A 16,596-nucleotide genomic window follows, 5' to 3' on the forward strand; every position below is an offset into this window, starting at 1 on the left:
TCTTATCGTTAATGTCAATGATCGTATTTCTTCTTGTCCTACTGATAAACAGAAATTGTTTTTGGCTCTTTCCGTCACTTTGAAATCAGTCCTTCAAAACTGTGAATATATAGGTCTCGATCCTATCCAAACTTCCCGGTTATCCAGTCTGTTCTGCCTCCAATCGGCATAATTCTTAAATCTCTAAATGTAAATATCTTCTGTGCTTGCTTCTTTTAAGAAGCTTGTCGCTACATCTCTGTAACTTGTTCCCGTTGTTATATCACTATAACTCTGTGGAGAATAAGGGAGTCGAACCCTTGACCTCCTGCGTGCAAGGCAGGCGCTCTAGCCAACTGAGCTAATTCCCCGCTAGTATGAATTTTAAATTTTGAATTATAAATTTTAAATGAATCTAAAATCTATAATTTATAATCTATAATTCCTTTTAATTAGTAGTCTCGGGCAGGCTCGAACTGCCGACCTCTACATTATCAGTGTAGCGCTCTAACCAGCTGAGCTACGAGACTCTATTTAATTAATTATTAATAATTTATTAATTATCAATTGTTAATTATCTCTCCTCCCTGATTACTAATCCTAGTGGGTATGTTTTTTATAAAATAGCAACCAAAATAAAGAAAAAGCAAAGCTAACTTTGAGCAAGTGCTCTGATACATTTAAGTATCTTTTGTTTGTTTATACTCTCCTAACGAAGAGTCTCAAAAATGAGATGTTCCAGCCGCACCTTCCGGTACGGCTACCTTGTTACGACTTAGCCCTAGTTACTTGTTTTACCCTAGGCAGCTCCTTTTACGGTCACCGACTTCAGGTACCCCAAACTTCCATGGCTTGACGGGCGGTGTGTACAAGGCCCGGGAACGTATTCACCGCGCCATGGCTGATGCGCGATTACTAGCGATTCCAGCTTCATAGAGTCGAGTTGCAGACTCCAATCCGAACTGAGACCGGCTTTCGAGATTTGCATCACATCGCTGTGTAGCTGCCCTCTGTACCGGCCATTGTATTACGTGTGTGGCCCAAGACGTAAGGGCCGTGATGATTTGACGTCATCCCCACCTTCCTCTCTACTTGCGTAGGCAGTCTCACTAGAGTCCTCAACTGAATGTTAGCAACTAGTGACAGGGGTTGCGCTCGTTGCAGGACTTAACCTAACACCTCACGGCACGAGCTGACGACAACCATGCAGCACCTTGAAAAATGTCCGAAGAAGGATCTATTTCTAAACCTGTCATTTCCCATTTAAGTCTTGGTAAGGTTCCTCGCGTATCATCGAATTAAACCACATAATCCACCGCTTGTGCGGGCCCCCGTCAATTCCTTTGAGTTTCATTCTTGCGAACGTACTCCCCAGGTGGCTAACTTATCACTTTCGCTTGGTCTCTGAAGCTTGCGCCCCAAAAACGAGTTAGCATCGTTTACGGCGTGGACTACCAGGGTATCTAATCCTGTTCGCTCCCCACGCTTTCGTCCCTCAGCGTCAGTTAAATCATGGTAACCTGCCTTCGCAATTGGTGTTCTAAGTAATATCTATGCATTTCACCGCTACACTACTTATTCCAGCTACCTCTAATTTACTCAAGACCGACAGTATCAACGGCAGTTTCATAGTTAAGCTATGAGATTTCACCACTGACTTATCGGTCCGCCTACGGACCCTTTAAACCCAATAAATCCGGATAACGCTTGCACCCTCCGTATTACCGCGGCTGCTGGCACGGAGTTAGCCGGTGCTTATTCGTATAGTACCTTCAGCTACCCTCACGAGGGTAGGTTTATTCCTATACAAAAGAAGTTTACAATCCATAGGACCGTCATCCTTCACGCGGGATGGCTGGATCAGGCTCTCACCCATTGTCCAATATTCCTCACTGCTGCCTCCCGTAGGAGTCTGGTCCGTGTCTCAGTACCAGTGTGGGGGATCTCCCTCTCAGGACCCCTAAAGATCATTGACTTGGTGAGCCGTTACCTCACCAACTATCTAATCTTGCGCGTGCCCATCTCTATCCACCGGAGTTTTCAATATTAAATGATGCCATCTAATATATTATGGAGTATTAATCTTCCTTTCGAAAGGCTATTCCCCTGATAAAGGTAGGTTGCACACGTGTTACGCACCCGTACGCCGCTCTCTGAGTAGCAAGCTACTCATACCGCTCGGCTTGCATGTGTTAGGCCTCCCGCTAGCGTTCATCCTGAGCCAGGATCAAACTCTCCATTGTATGTTTGTCTGACTCACTCAAAGTTATTGACGCTTTGTTTTTCCTTAATTTCTTTTGGTTGTTATTTGTATGTCAATGATCTCTATTCTTCTCGCTTTAACACCGAATCATCTTTCTGTCGTGTGATTTGATTTGCGAGTGCAAAAGTATAAACTTATTTCTAATTGACCAAATGTTTTATAAAGATTGTTAAAAGTTTTTTAAGTAACCAATAACTCTCCTCTCTAATCATTCAATCTATTCCTACTTCGCTCCCCTTCTCTCTCGATTTGGGACTGCAAAGATAAGAAGTTTTTCTTAATTCGCAAGCTTTTATTTTGATAATCATGAAAATTTATTAATCCCCTCATTACCTCCTATCACTTACTATTCTACTTCGCTACTCTGTTTTTTTGAGTGGTGCAAATGTAACCCCACTTAACTAATCTCGCAACTCTTTTGTGAACTATTATTAACATTCAAAGAATTCATTTTATAACAAATTGTTTTACAGCGAAATACCAACTTAAAAAGTTTTCCACTTTATCTATTTTATCCAGAAATGAGGACATTTACCAAACCTGCGGTAGGGATCGCAGTGGAAATCCCACAGCATGCGCAGGACTTGCAAGGCGCGAGGAATTGTAACGAAGAGCCCGGTCCCCTGGCGTAGGGAAAGTTATGCAGACCTTTTGTAAGCCAGGAGGGGAACCGCCCAAAGAAATAAAAAAACGCACTATATAATAGTACGCTGTAATTTTTTCAAGATAAAGTATCCTATCAAAATGCCGATGGTGTCGGCTACCAAATCCAATCCTTCTAAGGAACGCCCGAAATGCATTTCATCCTGTAATATTTCGGTGAGCATGCCATAAATCAGCATAATCTGGATGAAATAGATGAATTTAATCTTCGGAAAGGCTGCCATAAAAGAAAACCCTAAGAAGGTAAAGATCCCCAAGTGCAAGACTTTATCTATTCCAGGGAACATGAAAGGATATTCGAGATTTTCGACGCCGGGTTTGAGCAGCATAAAAGTAAGAAATGCCCAATAAATGGGCAAAATCTTACTACATATTTTCGTGAGTTTATCCAAGTGATGCCTGGTATTCCTCTGCCGTGATTAATTCTGAGTGATCTGCACCTTCTGCAATCTCTAATTTAATGATCCAACCTTCTCCATAAGGATCGGTATTTAAAAGTTCTGGTTGATCTTCCAACGCTGTATTGAAGGCAGTAACTGTTCCGCTTATTGGCAAGAATAGATCAGAAACCGTTTTTACTGCTTCTACACTACCGAAAACATCTCCTGCAGAAAGCTCATCGTCAACAGAATCAACATCTACAAAAACGATATCGCCCAATTCTCCCTGTGCGAAATCTGTAATCCCGACAATAGCGGTATTTCCTTCTATTCTAACCCACTCGTGGTCTTTGGTGTACTTTAGTTCAGCCGGTGCATTCATTTTTTTAAATTTTATGGTTCAAAAATAATTAAAATTATGTGATCTTCAAAAGTTTCAATGGAATAAAGTACAACTTAATTATTTTTTCATCCAAATTACACGTCTATCAATACATATGATGATTATTGTCGGTATCAATCCTTTGTTCTCACTCAATTTCTTAAATTTGTTAACTCTAAAGATAAAATTCATTTTGCAGAAGTTTAATTCTATTGAAGAAAACCGTCGCAAAACTTAAACCTATTATAATGAATATAGAACGTAAACTCAATAAAGCACAAAAAACCTTTAAGACGTGGAAAGCTGTTCCTTTTAAAGAGAAGCAACAGGCGCTCAAAAAACTGGCAAAACTCTTGGATGACGAGTCGGAAAAGCTGGGAAAAGTGATTACGAAGGAAATGAATAAACCCATTTCACAATCCATAGCAGAGATTAAAAAATGTGCATTGATGGTTCGCTATTATGCAGAAGCAGAAAACATTTTACAACCGGAGAAAATAAAAACCGAATTTAGAGTTTCAGAAATTCACTACGTTCCGAAAGGCGTAATTTTAGGCGTGATGCCGTGGAATTTCCCTTTCTGGCAAGTCTTGCGTTTTGCAGTGCCCGCGATTTTGGCCGGAAACACGGTTGTTTTAAAGCATGCTTCGATTTGTTTTGGAAGCGGCAATGAAATTGAAAAGTTGTTCTTGAAAGCCGGTTTTCCGAAAGGGGTTTTTCAAAATCTGGAGATTGGACATGCGGAAGTTAAAACAGTTCTGGAAAACCCCATCGTGCAAGGAGTTAGTTTAACCGGCAGTGAAAAAGCTGGTGCTGAAGTAGCGTCTATCGCAGGGAAAAATATAAAAAAATCACTTCTGGAATTAGGCGGAAGCGACGGATTTATTGTGCTGGATGACGCTGATTTTCAAAAAGCCGCTGAAGCCGGCGCGAGTTCTAGATTACTGAATTGTGGGCAAGCCTGTAATGCAGCGAAACGATTCATCATTCAGAAAAATGTTGAAAAAGAATTTATGCCTGTTTTTGTAAAGGAATACCAGAAATTCGTGGCCGGTGATCCTTTAAAAAAGAAAACAAATATGGCGGGAATGGCTCGAGCAGATTTGGCTGACGATCTGGAAAAGCAGTACAACAAAGCCCTTAAAAATGGAGCCGAAATTATTTTACCTCTTGAACGTATTTCAGACAACGAATTTGTGCCGGGTTTAATCAAAGTAAAAGCGGGAAATCCCATTCTACAGGAAGAACTTTTTGGACCATTGGGAATGGTCATGATCGCAAAGGACGATGAGCACGCTCTAAAATTAGCCAATGACATTCCTTTCGGCTTATCGGATTCGGTCTGGACGAAAGATAAAAAAAGACAGCAGTTTTTTATAGAAAATCTAGAATCCGGAAGTGTGAGTATTAATAAGGGGTCAAGTTCTGATCCGCGTTTGCCGTTTGGCGGTGCAAAATCTTCAGGTTATGGAACTGAACTTTCTATGGTTGCACTGAAGGAATTTGTTAACGTAAAAACAGTGGTCGGAAATTAATTCTCCATTTCTAGATATTCATTAAAAATTAATCCGCTTCAGAACATAAGCGGATTTTTTTTGCGAAAATTTGGAAGTCGGTTTAACTTTTTGCAGAAATACAAGTCTACTTTAAAACCAATCTATGAACTCTCTAAAATTAATTACTCTTTTGGGAATTTCACTTTTATTGTCCTGTTCCACAAAAAGTAATCAAGTTGACATCAATCAAGATTTTACAGCTGGCCTCGATCAAATGAAATCTAAGGAAACGAAGGCCGTACATAGACATGACTTCCTAGTTTATGCAGACGAAACAAATTTAGATATGCTTTTGAAAGAAGAACGGGCCACATTTGTCGTATTCGGTATGGTCACTAATGATTATTCAGATTTTGAAAGAAAATATGGCATCAAAGTTAGAACCGAAAACTGCGTAATCACCCCCGGAATTTCAAAAATCGCGCTCCTAAATAATCGAATTATTTCAGATTATTTAAATGAGAAATTTAGCACGGACTGGATAGCTGATTTAGGGATACTGCCTTTTGGAATGAATTAATTCGCTGCAACCCCAACTTTTAACTGAGATTTGTAAAGCGTGGAATAATAGCCGCCTTTTTCAAGCAAATCTTCGTGTTTGCCTTCTTCCACAATTTTACCGTGTTCCATTACGATAATTTTATCAGCGTTTACAATAGTGGAAAGTCGGTGTGCAATAATGATGGAAGTCCTGTTCTTTGTAATTTTTTCAGTCGCACGTTGAATTAACTTTTCACTTTCCTGATCAATTGAAGACGTGGCTTCATCTAAAATCAAAATTTTCGGATCGGAAAGATAAGCTCTCAAAAATGACAGCAATTGCCTTTGACCCAAAGAAATGGAGGAACCTCTTTCGCGAACGACATATTCATAACCGCCAGGAAGACTTTCAATAAAATGATCGACTTCAATATCTTTCGCTACACTTTTTATTTTTTCTAATGTTACGGATTCATCGCCAAAAGAAAGATTTTCGAAAATACTGCCGTGGAATAAGAACACATCCTGCAAAACCACACCGATATGACTTCGAAGATTGTAGAGTTCATAGTTTTTCAGCTCCACATCATCTAAAAGAATCTTGCCTGAGTTGATATCGTATAATCTTGTAATTAAACTGATGATCGTGGATTTTCCGGCTCCGGTTGCACCTACGATGGCTACGGTTTCGCCCGGATTAACTTTGAAGCTGATTCCTTTTAAAACTTCCTGTTTTTCATCGTACGCGAAATGAACATTTCTAAATTCTATTTTCCCTTCAAAATGAGATTTTGCAATCGTCCCGTGATTTGGCATCGCAAAGTCTTCATCCATTACACCTAAGACTCTTTCCGCTCCCACAATTCCTCTTTGAATATTATTAAAACGATCGGCAATCTGACGAAGCGGACGAATCAACATGGAAATAAACTGAATAAAGGCGATGACTGCACCGGCCGTAATGGAAATAAATCCACCGTAAAAAAGAATAAATCCTATAAATAAGGAGGAAATCAATTCAACCACCGGAAAGAATAAAGAAAAAATAAAAACCGTTTTTAAGAGCGCTTCCTTTAAAGTAATATTGATATCATCGAACTTTTTAAACTCTGATTTTTGGCGGTTAAAAACCTGAACCAATGACATTCCGGCCAGCCTTTCCTGAACAAATGAATTTTGATTAGAAGTCCAGGTTCTTTCGTCTCCAAAAGCTTTCTTCAATCTTTTTTGAAAAAACCGCGTAATGAGTAACATTAGAGGAAGAATTGCCAGGGAGATATAACTCAAATGAACATCAACCTGAAACATCATAAACAAGACAAAAACGATGCGCAGAATATCGCCGAAAACCATCAAAAATCCATCCGTATAAACGGTCGCAATAGTCTCTACATCGCCCACCGCACGGGTTACCAATTGTCCAATGGCGGTTTTATCGAAAAACGACGTGCGGAAATAAATAAGCTTATGATACAGTCTTTCCCGAATATCCCGGATGACATTCTGAGAAATGAAATTTGAAAAATAAACCAGGAAAAAATTAAGAATAGTTTCGCCAAAAACCAAAGCCACCAAAATATAAATATGGCGCATCATCAATTTTTTATCGCGTAACTGAATAATATCCGTATCTACAATCTGCATCGTCAAGTATGGCCGATAGGTAGAAATAACAGATAAAACGATAGAAATAATCAACGTAACAATAAACCAGGAACGAAATTTCATTCCAATGACAAATAGTCGCTTAATAATATCCCAGGTCGATTGTTTCTTCATATTTAATTAAAAATTCTTTGCAAAAATAAGGAATTTTGCAGGGACAAGAGGTTCAAAAATATCGAGTTTAAATATAAGAGTGATTGAAGATTAAAAGTCGTAACCAACATCAACCAGAAACAAACCCTGCGCAGGCGCTGAAGTTCCGGCGGAATTGCGATTTTTATTCTCGATGATTTTTCGCAGATCCGCTGGTTCAATTTTACCATTTCCAATTTCGATCATGGTTCCAACGATTGCACGAACCATGTTCCTCAAAAACCGGTCAGCGGAAATAGTGAACTTTAATTCTGACCCGTTCTGTTCCCAAAAGGCTTTGTAAATTTTGCAGTTGTTCGTTTTATTATCGGTATGCAGTTTAGAAAAACTCGTGAAATCTTCGTACTCAAAAAGGATTTCGCAGGCTTCATTCATTCGTTTAACATCCAGATCCCGTTTCCAGATCTGCCAGGATGAATCTTGGGTAAACGGATTTTTTTCCAGGGAAATATAATATTCATAGGTTCGAAAAGTAGCATCAAACCGAGCATGAAAGTCATCTTTAACAGGAAAAATTCGTTTTATCGAAATATCTTGTGGCAAAAAACTATTTAATTGATAGGTTAGATTTTCACCCAATTTCTTATCAGTATCGAAGTGAGCAAAAATCTTCTTCGCGTGAACACCGGTATCGGTTCTTCCCGCGCCGGTGATTTTAATTTCGTCCCGCAGAATCGTGGACAACGCTTTTTCCAAAACTTCCTGAACAGAAATTTGGTTCGGCTGAATTTGAAAACCGAAATAATTTTTACCTGAATAAGAAAACTCTATGAAATACCGCATGGGGTGCAAATTTACAGAATTTTTAGGAGCATTAAATCATCGATTTTTCAGAAGTGCAGTCCAGCTTTCCATTACAATCTTTTTTGCTGACACAAAAAAGGATTTTCATTACAATCTGGGCTAAAAGTGCAACCGCTTTATTCTTTCACAATTTTTCTTATCCTAAGAAAAAATAGAGGTGATAGAAATTTCTCCCCATATCATAGGTGATTTAAAAAAAAGTAGGAAATTTACGGTATGAAAATACTGCTCCTCTCCGACTCTCATTCTTACATAGACGACCGAATTTTAGATTATGCAAAAAACGCAGATGAAATTTGGCATTGTGGAGATTTCGGAAATCTGGAAGTGATTGAAAAATTAGAAAAAATAAAACCTTTACGCGGAGTTTACGGGAATATCGATGGCACAGAAATTCGTAAAATATTCCCGGAAGTTTTACGATTCAAATGCGAGGATGTTGAAGTTTTGATGATTCACATCGGCGGTTATCCGGGGAAATACACGCCTTTAGCTAAAAAAGAAATCGAAGAAAAAACTCCAAAATTATTTATATCAGGACATTCTCATATTTTAAAAGCCATGTACGATCAGAGGAATAAACTGCTCCACTTAAATCCGGGTGCGATGGGAAAAGTTGGCTGGCATCAGATGCGAACGATGATGCGTTTTGAAATTAATGGTGATCAAATCGAAAATCTGGAAGTGATTGAATTGGGAAAGAAATAAGAGACTATCAGATTAACAGTCTATTTCTTTTTCAAACCCTCATAAATACTGTGAATTAAACCATCGGCAACGGAAATTTTAGGAACAAAAATCTTGTCGATATCGCTCCAAGTCATAATGTTGTTAAAGATTTTAAGCGCGGGCACCAAAACATCCGCGCGGTCTTCCCTCAAGCCGAATTTGCTCATTCGCTCTTCCACGGTGAGATCACTCATTTCTTTAAAATATTTTTTTAGATAAGCACTCGACATGGGTTTGCCGTCTTTGGTTTTGCTCATCGAAAATATCTTATTAATATTTCCGCCGGAGCCAATGGCCACAATCGGCTTTTTACTGTTGATGTTTTTTCGGATTTCTTCTTTCATCTCTTTCCAAAGATCTTCCTTCACCAAACCATTTAACAATCGGATTGTGCCAATATTAAAAGATTTCTCGTACACCATTTGTCCATTTTCATAAAAGGTAAGTTCACTGGAACCACCACCTACATCGATGTAAAGATAAGCACAGTTTTTATCTAAGGAATCAGCCACATGATTTTCAAAAACCAACGCAGCTTCCTGATCGCCTGTGATAATTTCGATATCGATACCCGATGATTTTTTGACTTCTTTTAGAATTTCCTGACCGTTTTTAGCGTCCCGCATCGCACTTGTGGCACAAGCCCGAAAATGTTCCACTTTGTAAATTTTCATCAAACTGCTAAAAATACTCATGGAATCGAGCACCATTTTTTCCCGTTCAGGACCAATTTCACCTGTCGTGAAAACATCCATTCCCAAACGAAGTGGAATTCGCAGAAGATTTAATTTGGTGAATTGAGGTTTTCCTTTTTTAGGTTCCGTGACTTCATTAATTAAGAGTCGTGCTGCATTACTCCCGATATCGATGGCTGCTATTCTCATAGTCTATAGAAATTTGGTTTGGAAAACTTTTTTTACATCAACTTAGATTGTGCAATTAGGATCAAAAAAAGATTGCAATTAATTCAATTATCACTGATTAAAGATAAGAGGAATCAAAAGAAAAAGGCAACAGTTCGCGGATAGATTTTGTTTTATAGATAGCACCGCCGAGAGAGGCAAAATAAATTTCTATCTCCTCTTTCTGTTTTGCTTCATACTCCAAAATAGATTGTCGGCAAGCTCCACAAGGGGGAATTGGCACTGATGAAGTGGCGTTTCTTGGTGCTCCAATAACAAAAAGTTTTTTGATCTTGACCTCCGGGAAATTAGCGCCGGTATAAAAAATGGTGGTTCTTTCTGCACATAAACCCGACGGATACGCCGCATTTTCCTGATTACTTCCGGTGATAATCTCGCCATTTTCCAGTAAAATAGCACAACCAACTGTAAAATCCGAATAAGGTGCATAGGCGATCTCGCGAATTTGCATGGCCTTATCAAAAAGCTTTTTTTCTATTGCATCAAGGTGGTCGTAACTTTCGATGGCTTCAAAATTAATGGTATATTCTTTTTGCATGTATTAAAAATGGGAGAGTAAAGATAACTATATTTTTTAGAACACCGCAGATCAAAGAAAGTCAGAAAGTAAAACCGAGAGATTTTCTTTGAGATAAGATGGTGTTCCTCTGTTTTGCGAAAGGCCTTCTTTCATGGGCACAAGATTTAAAAATGTATAGAAATCAGGGTTTAATTTTTCTTCTCCGTCAATAAAAATGAAAAATTTTCGTTTTACTCCTAATAATTATGAAAAGTAATTTTAAAATTGGGTGAAATCACCTGAAAAAAGATGCTTTTTAGAAGGAATGAATAGCGTAATTTTACCTAAATAATTCATGGTCGATACCTTTAAAAACCATGGACATGATCCTTATGAAAAATCTGCATAAAACAGTTCACCCCGCTCCAAAAGGCACAAAATCAAATTCACGAGCTGTTTTAGATGTGTTTTTCTTGAACTCTTTGAAGGAAATGTACTACGCAGAGAATCAAATCGCTAAAGAATTTGCAAGAATTGAAAATCATATCATGTCGCCGAATTTAAAGGAAATTCTTCATAACCATTATGCAATTCACTTGAAGCATAAGGAGCGCCTAAAAAAAATATTTCTCTTAAACGACGAATCAATACAGAGTAAAAAATGCGCAACTTTTACCGCCTTACTATCTGAAGGATTAAGTCATCTTTCTCTTTTTTCAACCGATATTGCGAACTGGGAAATCGCACTAATTCTGGTGTCACAAAAACTGGCGCATTATAAAATCGCCTCCTACGGTGGCCTTGCTCATTTGGCCATTAACTTAAATTATTATAAAGCTGCTACCCTACTGGCTTTTAGCGCACAGGAAGAAGAAGAATATATTGCAGAAAATTTAAATGGGATTATTGATGAATTTCTAACCTCGCATGTACAGGGATATAAAAACTGATTCCATTTTTAAGTACGACTCATGAAGAGGTTTTCAGGTTGAAAGCCTCTTTTCTTTTGATCGACATTATAAATAACGATTTAAATATTCCCAGCTCCACTTTTCGTAAATTTGAGATCTAATTAAAAAAAATATTTATGATTTTATATTCTCCGATCAAATTTAGAAATCTGGAACTTAAAAACCGTTGGGTGATGTCGCCCATGTGTATGTATTCTTGCGAAAATGGTGTTCCTAATGATTTCCATTATGTTCATTACGGAAGCCGTGCGCAGGGAGGAACCGGATTAATCATTGTAGAAGCTACGGGAGTTGTTCCGGAAGGTCGCATTACACACAAGTGTACAGGTCTCTGGAATGATGAACAAACCCAGGCTTTCAAAAAAACAGTCAACTTCGTTCACAATAATTCTGAAAGTAAAATTGGAATTCAATTAGGTCACGCGGGGAGAAAAGCTTCGACCTGGAATGGCAAACAACTATCTTTGGAGGAAGGTTGGGAAACCGTAGCACCATCAAAAATTCCCTACGCAGAGGATGAAAGAATTCCGCACGAATTAACGATTCCGGAGATCAAGAAACTAGTTCAGAATTTTAAAGATTCCGCGAGTAGAGCACTGGAAGCGGGTTTTGATCTTATAGAAATTCACGCAGCACACGGTTATTTAATTCACCAGTTTCTGTCACCGCTTTCTAATAACAGAACCGATGAATATGGCGGAAGTTTTGAAAACAGAATTCGTTTTCTCGTGGAAATTGGTGATGCAGTGAATGAGTTGCTGGATGAAAACCACCCGTTATTCGTGAGAATTTCCGGAACAGAATACGCTGAAAATGGTTGGGACATCGAAGAAAGTGTAAAACTTGCAGAAGTGTTGAAAAATAAAAAGGTCGATTTAATGGACGTTTCCAGTGGAGGAAATATTCACGGCGCAAAAATCACATTGTTTGATGGCTATCAAGTTCCTTTGTCAGCACAGATTAAAAAAGAAACCGGAATGAAAACCGGTGCGGTAGGTTTAATAAAATCTGCAGAACACGCGGAAGAAATTTTAGAAAAAGGAGAAGCCGACCTTATATTTGTAGCGCGGGAAATTCTAAGAAACCCTTATTTAGCAGTTCAGGGTTCGTTCGAGGGGAAAGGAGATTGTGATTTTCCACACCAATATGAAAGAGCGAGAATTTAAAAATTTTAGTCTTTCCAATACAAAAGCCAGTTCTATTTGAACTGGCTTTTTACTTTATTATTTTTTCTTAACTCCTTAATTTTCTAAAGCTTCGTTTGATAAATACACTGCCAAAATAAAAAAAAGACATAAATAAGAAGACCATTCCCAACATGAGAAAAAATTCTGTAAATCTCAATACCATGCTTGGCACCTTAGGATCTGCATCTATTATAAAACCGATTGTGGTCAGAATGGAGGAAACAGCCAAAATATTTAAGAGTGCTTTTTTCATGGTTTCCATTTTAAGTTAGTATTTAAAACGACAAATCAGCAATGTTTAGTGTTGAAAATTTTAAGATTAAGAATATTTGAAATTATTAATTACCTCCAAAGTTTTATCAATTTCTTTTTGTTTAATAGCATCCGAAATAAACCAGGTTTCATAACCGCTTGGTGGCAAATAGATTCCCTGCGCCAATAACTGATGGAAGAAATTATTAAACAAAGCATGGTTTGCGTTGGATGCATCGTCGAAATTAGAAACCGAATTGATGTGGAAGAAGATACTCATCATTGCTCCTTTTCGGTTAATGCGATGCTCTATACTTTTTGAGTTCAATATTTTACCAATTTCGAAATCCAATATTTCGGTCGTCTTATTAATATTTTCGTAGAAATTCTTATCATTTTTAATGATTTGCAACGTCGTTAAACCTGCACGCATTGCCAAAGGGTTTCCGCTCAAGGTTCCAGCCTGATAAACCGCACCTTTTGGTGCCAAATGATCCATGATTTCGTTTCGTCCCGCAAAAGCTCCTACCGGAAGTCCACCTCCGATGACCTTTCCGAACGTCACTAAATCGGCCTTCACGTCAAATAATTCCTGTGCACCACCGAATGCCAAACGGAAACCTGTCATCACTTCATCAAAAATTAAGAGTGCACCATGTTTATCACATAATGTTCGGAGTTTTTGCAGAAAATTATTTTCCGGTAAAACACAACCCATATTTCCGGCAACCGGTTCAATAATGACGGCCGCGATTTCGCCCTCATTATGACGGAATAAATCTTCAACCTGTTCGATATCGTTATATCTTGCATTCAAAGTATCCTGCGCCGTTCCGGAAGTGACCCCCGGAGAACTTGGATTTCCAAAAGTTGCTGCACCACTACCCGCTTTTATTAAAAAAGAATCGGAATGCCCATGGTAACAACCTTCAAACTTGATGAATTTATTTCTACCAGTAAAACCGCGCGCCAAGCGAATGGCACTCATACACGCTTCTGTACCCGAAGAAACCATTCTGATCTGGTCAATATTAGGAACATTTTCTACAATGTATTTTGCAATTTCAGTTTCTAATTCAGTTGGAGTTCCATAAGAAAAACCTCTCTCTGCCTGCTTTTTAATGGCTTCTAAAACTTCAGGATGCGTGTGTCCTAAAATGGCAGGACCCCAGGAATTAATATAATCGAGGTATTGATTATCATCGGCATCGGTCAGGTAAGCGCCTTTCGCAGATTTCATAAAGACAGGAACACCGCCTACAGATTTAAAAGCACGAACGGGTGAATTAACACCGCCTGGAATATATTTATACGCTTCATCGAATAAAGCAGAACTTCTTTGGTATAACATTTTTTATTTAGGTTTTGGGTTGTAGGTTGAAGGTTCTAGAATAATGATCTTAGAAGTTTTAAAGAAAATTTCTCCGGTTGTTTAAAGTTATAACTACCATCACAACAAGCTCTAATTTCTAGCAACTGAAACCTGAATTACTTTCTTGGTTTTTTACTTTGCAGGTACATCAGTTGACCGGCTTTTGGCTGCTGACCGAAATCCATTCTGTTTTTAGTATACAGTTTTTTGACTTTTATTCCAAATTTTTGAGAAATGTCGTGCATGGATTCGCCGGCTTGGGCTTTATAAGTTGCCACATTTCCGCTGGAAGATTTTGATTCTAAGAATAAAATATCATTTCTACGCAGTTGATTGCCGTCGAGTTCATTCCATTGCATCAAACGACTTTCAGAAACACCAAATTTCTTAGAAATCTCCTCCAGACTCAAATCATCAGGAATAATAACGAATTTTTTACCTCCGTTCGGATGGCTTTTGATCAATATTGATTTTAATGCTTCTGCCTTTGAGACAATTTTATCAACGTTTTTCTGCTGTTTTGCATAGGAAACCTGTTCATAAGGAACCTTCACAGTTACAGGTTTCGCCGTTGCATTGCTCTGATCCAGTTTCGCCATAAAAATACGGTCGTTCTTTAAGTCAGGATACATTTTTAAAACGGCATAAAGCACTTCTTTAGAATTTGTTTTGTCGAATTCGTAAAGTTTATTTTTTTCAATTTTGTCGATCAGAATGTAAGCGTATCTTGGATTCGTAGCGTAGCCCGCTTTTTTCAAACCGTGTGCCCAGGCTTTGTAATCCATCATATCGAGTTTGAAAAGATTCACGTAATATTTACGAAACGCGAGAAATTTCGAATGATCTTCATAAGACTCGCGCGGATCATCGTACACCCGGAAACATTCATTCGGCGCATCGTCCGTGTGTTTCATTGTTTTGCCCGTCCAGTCTTCTTTACATTTAATTCCGAAATGGTTGTTTCCCTGTTGTGCCAAACGGCTTTGTCCGCCGCCGGTTTCCAGAAGTCCCTGTGCTAAAGTAATCGAGGCCGGGATTTTGTATTTCTCCATTTCCTCTACCGCGTACGGCGCAAATCTCTGGATATATTGCTCATCTGTTTTCCAGGTTTGTGCATGGGATTTAGCACAAATAATAACGGTAAGAGCAAAAAATATTTTCTTCATATTTTATTTTTAATGACTTCGAAATTGAGTTCTCATCATTTAATTATCGAGAATTTTTCATCGCAGGTTTTCTAATCCAATAACAGAAATCTTCGTTGCTGATTTAAATCTCGCACAGATTTCACGGATTTTATATATCATTAAAATCTGAGAGAGAACAATTTTGTTATCGTTCAGTTTCTATAATGACCAACTTTATCCTCTTTGACTTTTATAGGTCAAAATCTGATCAATTCCCGGTTCTGTTTTTTCAGCAATTCGTTGGCTCCAAAAATCCCCTGTAAACCGCCGGTGTGAAAAGTCAGAATTTTGCTTCCTGCCGGAAAATAATCTTCGTTTATTAATTTAAAAAGCATCATCATCATCTTTCCGGTATAAATTGGATCCAGTTGAATGTTGTATATTTCATTAAAGTCATTGATGAAACGGATATTTTCGTCACTTATTTTGCCATAACCTCCATCATGCGCTTCAAGAAGTTTAAAATTCTTTCTTTTTGAAAGTTCTAAAACCTTATCATTCAAAGAACGATCGTCGACTACCTTGAAACCTAAAACCTGCTGATTCTTCTCTGCAAATCTGGAAATTCCGGCGACTGTGCCACCGGTTCCAACTGCGATGCAAAGATAATCAAAACTTTTTGTTTCCTCTTTGAGCATGAACTGAATCCCTTCCACGGCAGATTCGTTAGTTCCGCCTTCCGGAATAATCAAAGCGGTGGGAAATTCTTTTTGCAGGCTTTGGGTTAAAGCATATTTGTCTTTATATGCTGAACGGGTTACAAATTGAAAGTCCATTCCATTTTGTTGGGCCAGTTTTAAAGTTGGATTCTCTTTCCATTTATCCTGAATTTCCTCGCCACGAATTATTCCCAAAGTTTTCAACTGATAAACTTTTCCCAAAGCAGCAACGGCAGCAATATGATTGGAAAAGGCTCCACCAAAAGTGATAATAAAAGGATTTTCTGGACTTTGCTCTAAATAGGAATTGATATTATAGAAGAGTTTCCAGTATTTATTCCCGGAGATCTGGGCATGAATGAGATCTTCTCTTTTCAGAAAAAGGTGGATGTTTTTCTGAAGAGGGATTTGGATGATTGGAATGGAAACGGTGGGGATTTTCATTGGGGCAAAATTGAAAAAAATAATTGATAAAACTCATTTTATTTAACG

General features: G+C 38.3%; 15 protein-coding genes, 2 tRNA genes and 1 rRNA gene. 5 read left to right on the top strand and 13 right to left on the bottom strand.

Features of this window, described 5'->3' with window-relative positions; translation table 11 throughout:
* Positions 1-276: 276 nt before the first annotated feature.
* The 5 genes from EIB73_RS06930 to gcvH all read right to left on the bottom strand — a co-directional run bounded on the left by EIB73_RS06930 (position 277) and on the right by gcvH (position 3,667).
* Positions 277-350 (bottom strand) — tRNA-Ala (locus tag EIB73_RS06930).
* Between the two features lie 85 nt (positions 351-435).
* A tRNA-Ile gene (locus tag EIB73_RS06935) sits at positions 436-509 on the bottom strand.
* A gap of 196 nt (positions 510-705) precedes the next feature.
* A 16S ribosomal RNA gene (locus tag EIB73_RS06940) occupies positions 706-2,222 on the bottom strand.
* 715 nt (positions 2,223-2,937) lie between these two features.
* Positions 2,938-3,234, bottom strand: coding sequence for a VanZ family protein (locus EIB73_RS06945; RefSeq protein ID WP_228411298.1), 297 nt, complete (start codon positions 3,232-3,234; stop codon positions 2,938-2,940).
* A gap of 55 nt (positions 3,235-3,289) precedes the next feature.
* A complete protein-coding gene (gcvH, locus tag EIB73_RS06950; RefSeq protein ID WP_125023859.1) occupies positions 3,290-3,667 on the bottom strand; it encodes a glycine cleavage system protein GcvH in 378 nt (125 codons plus the stop codon).
* 248 nt (positions 3,668-3,915) lie between these two features.
* Between gcvH and EIB73_RS06955 the strand changes: the two genes are divergently transcribed.
* Entirely contained in the window at positions 3,916-5,202 is a 1,287-nt protein-coding gene (locus EIB73_RS06955; protein ID WP_125023861.1) for an aldehyde dehydrogenase family protein, read from the top strand.
* 124 nt (positions 5,203-5,326) lie between these two features.
* Positions 5,327-5,743 carry an FEKKY domain-containing protein gene (locus EIB73_RS06960; protein ID WP_125023863.1) on the top strand — a complete coding sequence of 139 codons (417 nt, stop codon included), beginning with the start codon at positions 5,327-5,329 and terminating at the stop codon, positions 5,741-5,743.
* On the opposite strand, the gene EIB73_RS06965 is transcribed toward EIB73_RS06960, so the two are convergent.
* A complete protein-coding gene (locus EIB73_RS06965; RefSeq protein WP_125023865.1) occupies positions 5,740-7,482 on the bottom strand; it encodes an ABC transporter ATP-binding protein in 1,743 nt (580 codons plus the stop codon). The genes EIB73_RS06960 and EIB73_RS06965 overlap by 4 nt on opposite strands.
* 90 nt (positions 7,483-7,572) lie before the next feature.
* Positions 7,573-8,304, bottom strand: coding sequence for a tRNA pseudouridine(38-40) synthase TruA (truA, locus tag EIB73_RS06970; RefSeq protein WP_125023867.1), 732 nt, complete (start codon positions 8,302-8,304; stop codon positions 7,573-7,575).
* 237 nt (positions 8,305-8,541) lie between these two features.
* Here truA and EIB73_RS06975 point away from each other — a divergent pair, with 237 nt between their 5' ends.
* Positions 8,542-9,033, top strand: a complete 492-nt coding sequence (locus EIB73_RS06975; protein WP_125023869.1) for a metallophosphoesterase family protein — start codon at positions 8,542-8,544, stop codon at positions 9,031-9,033.
* Between the two features lie 20 nt (positions 9,034-9,053).
* Here the strand turns inward: EIB73_RS06975 and EIB73_RS06980 are convergent, their stop codons facing one another.
* Both EIB73_RS06980 and cdd read right to left on the bottom strand, forming a co-directional pair.
* Positions 9,054-9,938 carry a Ppx/GppA phosphatase family protein gene (locus tag EIB73_RS06980; protein WP_125023872.1) on the bottom strand — a complete coding sequence of 295 codons (885 nt, stop codon included), beginning with the start codon at positions 9,936-9,938 and terminating at the stop codon, positions 9,054-9,056.
* A gap of 97 nt (positions 9,939-10,035) precedes the next feature.
* Positions 10,036-10,515, bottom strand: coding sequence for a cytidine deaminase (cdd, locus tag EIB73_RS06985; RefSeq protein WP_125023874.1), 480 nt, complete (start codon positions 10,513-10,515; stop codon positions 10,036-10,038).
* A 338-nt stretch (positions 10,516-10,853) separates the two neighbouring features.
* Between cdd and EIB73_RS06990 the strand changes: the two genes are divergently transcribed.
* Entirely contained in the window at positions 10,854-11,426 is a 573-nt protein-coding gene (locus EIB73_RS06990) for a DUF892 family protein (protein WP_125023876.1), read from the top strand.
* 140 nt (positions 11,427-11,566) lie between these two features.
* Positions 11,567-12,613 carry an NADH:flavin oxidoreductase/NADH oxidase gene (locus EIB73_RS06995; RefSeq protein ID WP_125026073.1) on the top strand — a complete coding sequence of 349 codons (1,047 nt, stop codon included), beginning with the start codon at positions 11,567-11,569 and terminating at the stop codon, positions 12,611-12,613.
* A gap of 67 nt (positions 12,614-12,680) precedes the next feature.
* Here EIB73_RS06995 and EIB73_RS07000 read toward each other — a convergent pair whose 3' ends face one another.
* From EIB73_RS07000 to EIB73_RS07015, 4 genes are all read right to left on the bottom strand, one after another.
* The gene (locus EIB73_RS07000; RefSeq protein WP_125023878.1) at positions 12,681-12,887 is read right to left on the bottom strand and encodes a hypothetical protein; all 207 of its coding nucleotides are present in this window, start codon (positions 12,885-12,887) and stop codon (positions 12,681-12,683) included.
* Between the two features lie 66 nt (positions 12,888-12,953).
* Positions 12,954-14,237: a glutamate-1-semialdehyde 2,1-aminomutase gene (gene hemL, locus EIB73_RS07005; protein ID WP_125023880.1), complete on the bottom strand. Its 1,284-nt coding sequence runs from the start codon at positions 14,235-14,237 to the stop codon at positions 12,954-12,956.
* Positions 14,238-14,374: 137 nt separating this feature from the next.
* A complete protein-coding gene (locus tag EIB73_RS07010) occupies positions 14,375-15,424 on the bottom strand; it encodes a glucosaminidase domain-containing protein (protein ID WP_125023882.1) in 1,050 nt (349 codons plus the stop codon).
* 218 nt (positions 15,425-15,642) lie between these two features.
* Positions 15,643-16,548 (bottom strand): 1-aminocyclopropane-1-carboxylate deaminase/D-cysteine desulfhydrase, encoded by a 906-nt coding sequence (locus tag EIB73_RS07015; RefSeq protein WP_164467864.1) that lies wholly within the window; start codon positions 16,546-16,548, stop codon positions 15,643-15,645.
* Positions 16,549-16,596 lie beyond the last annotated feature (48 nt).

This window comes from Kaistella carnis (genome assembly GCF_003860585.1).
Lineage (GTDB): Bacteria > Bacteroidota > Bacteroidia > Flavobacteriales > Weeksellaceae > Kaistella > Kaistella carnis.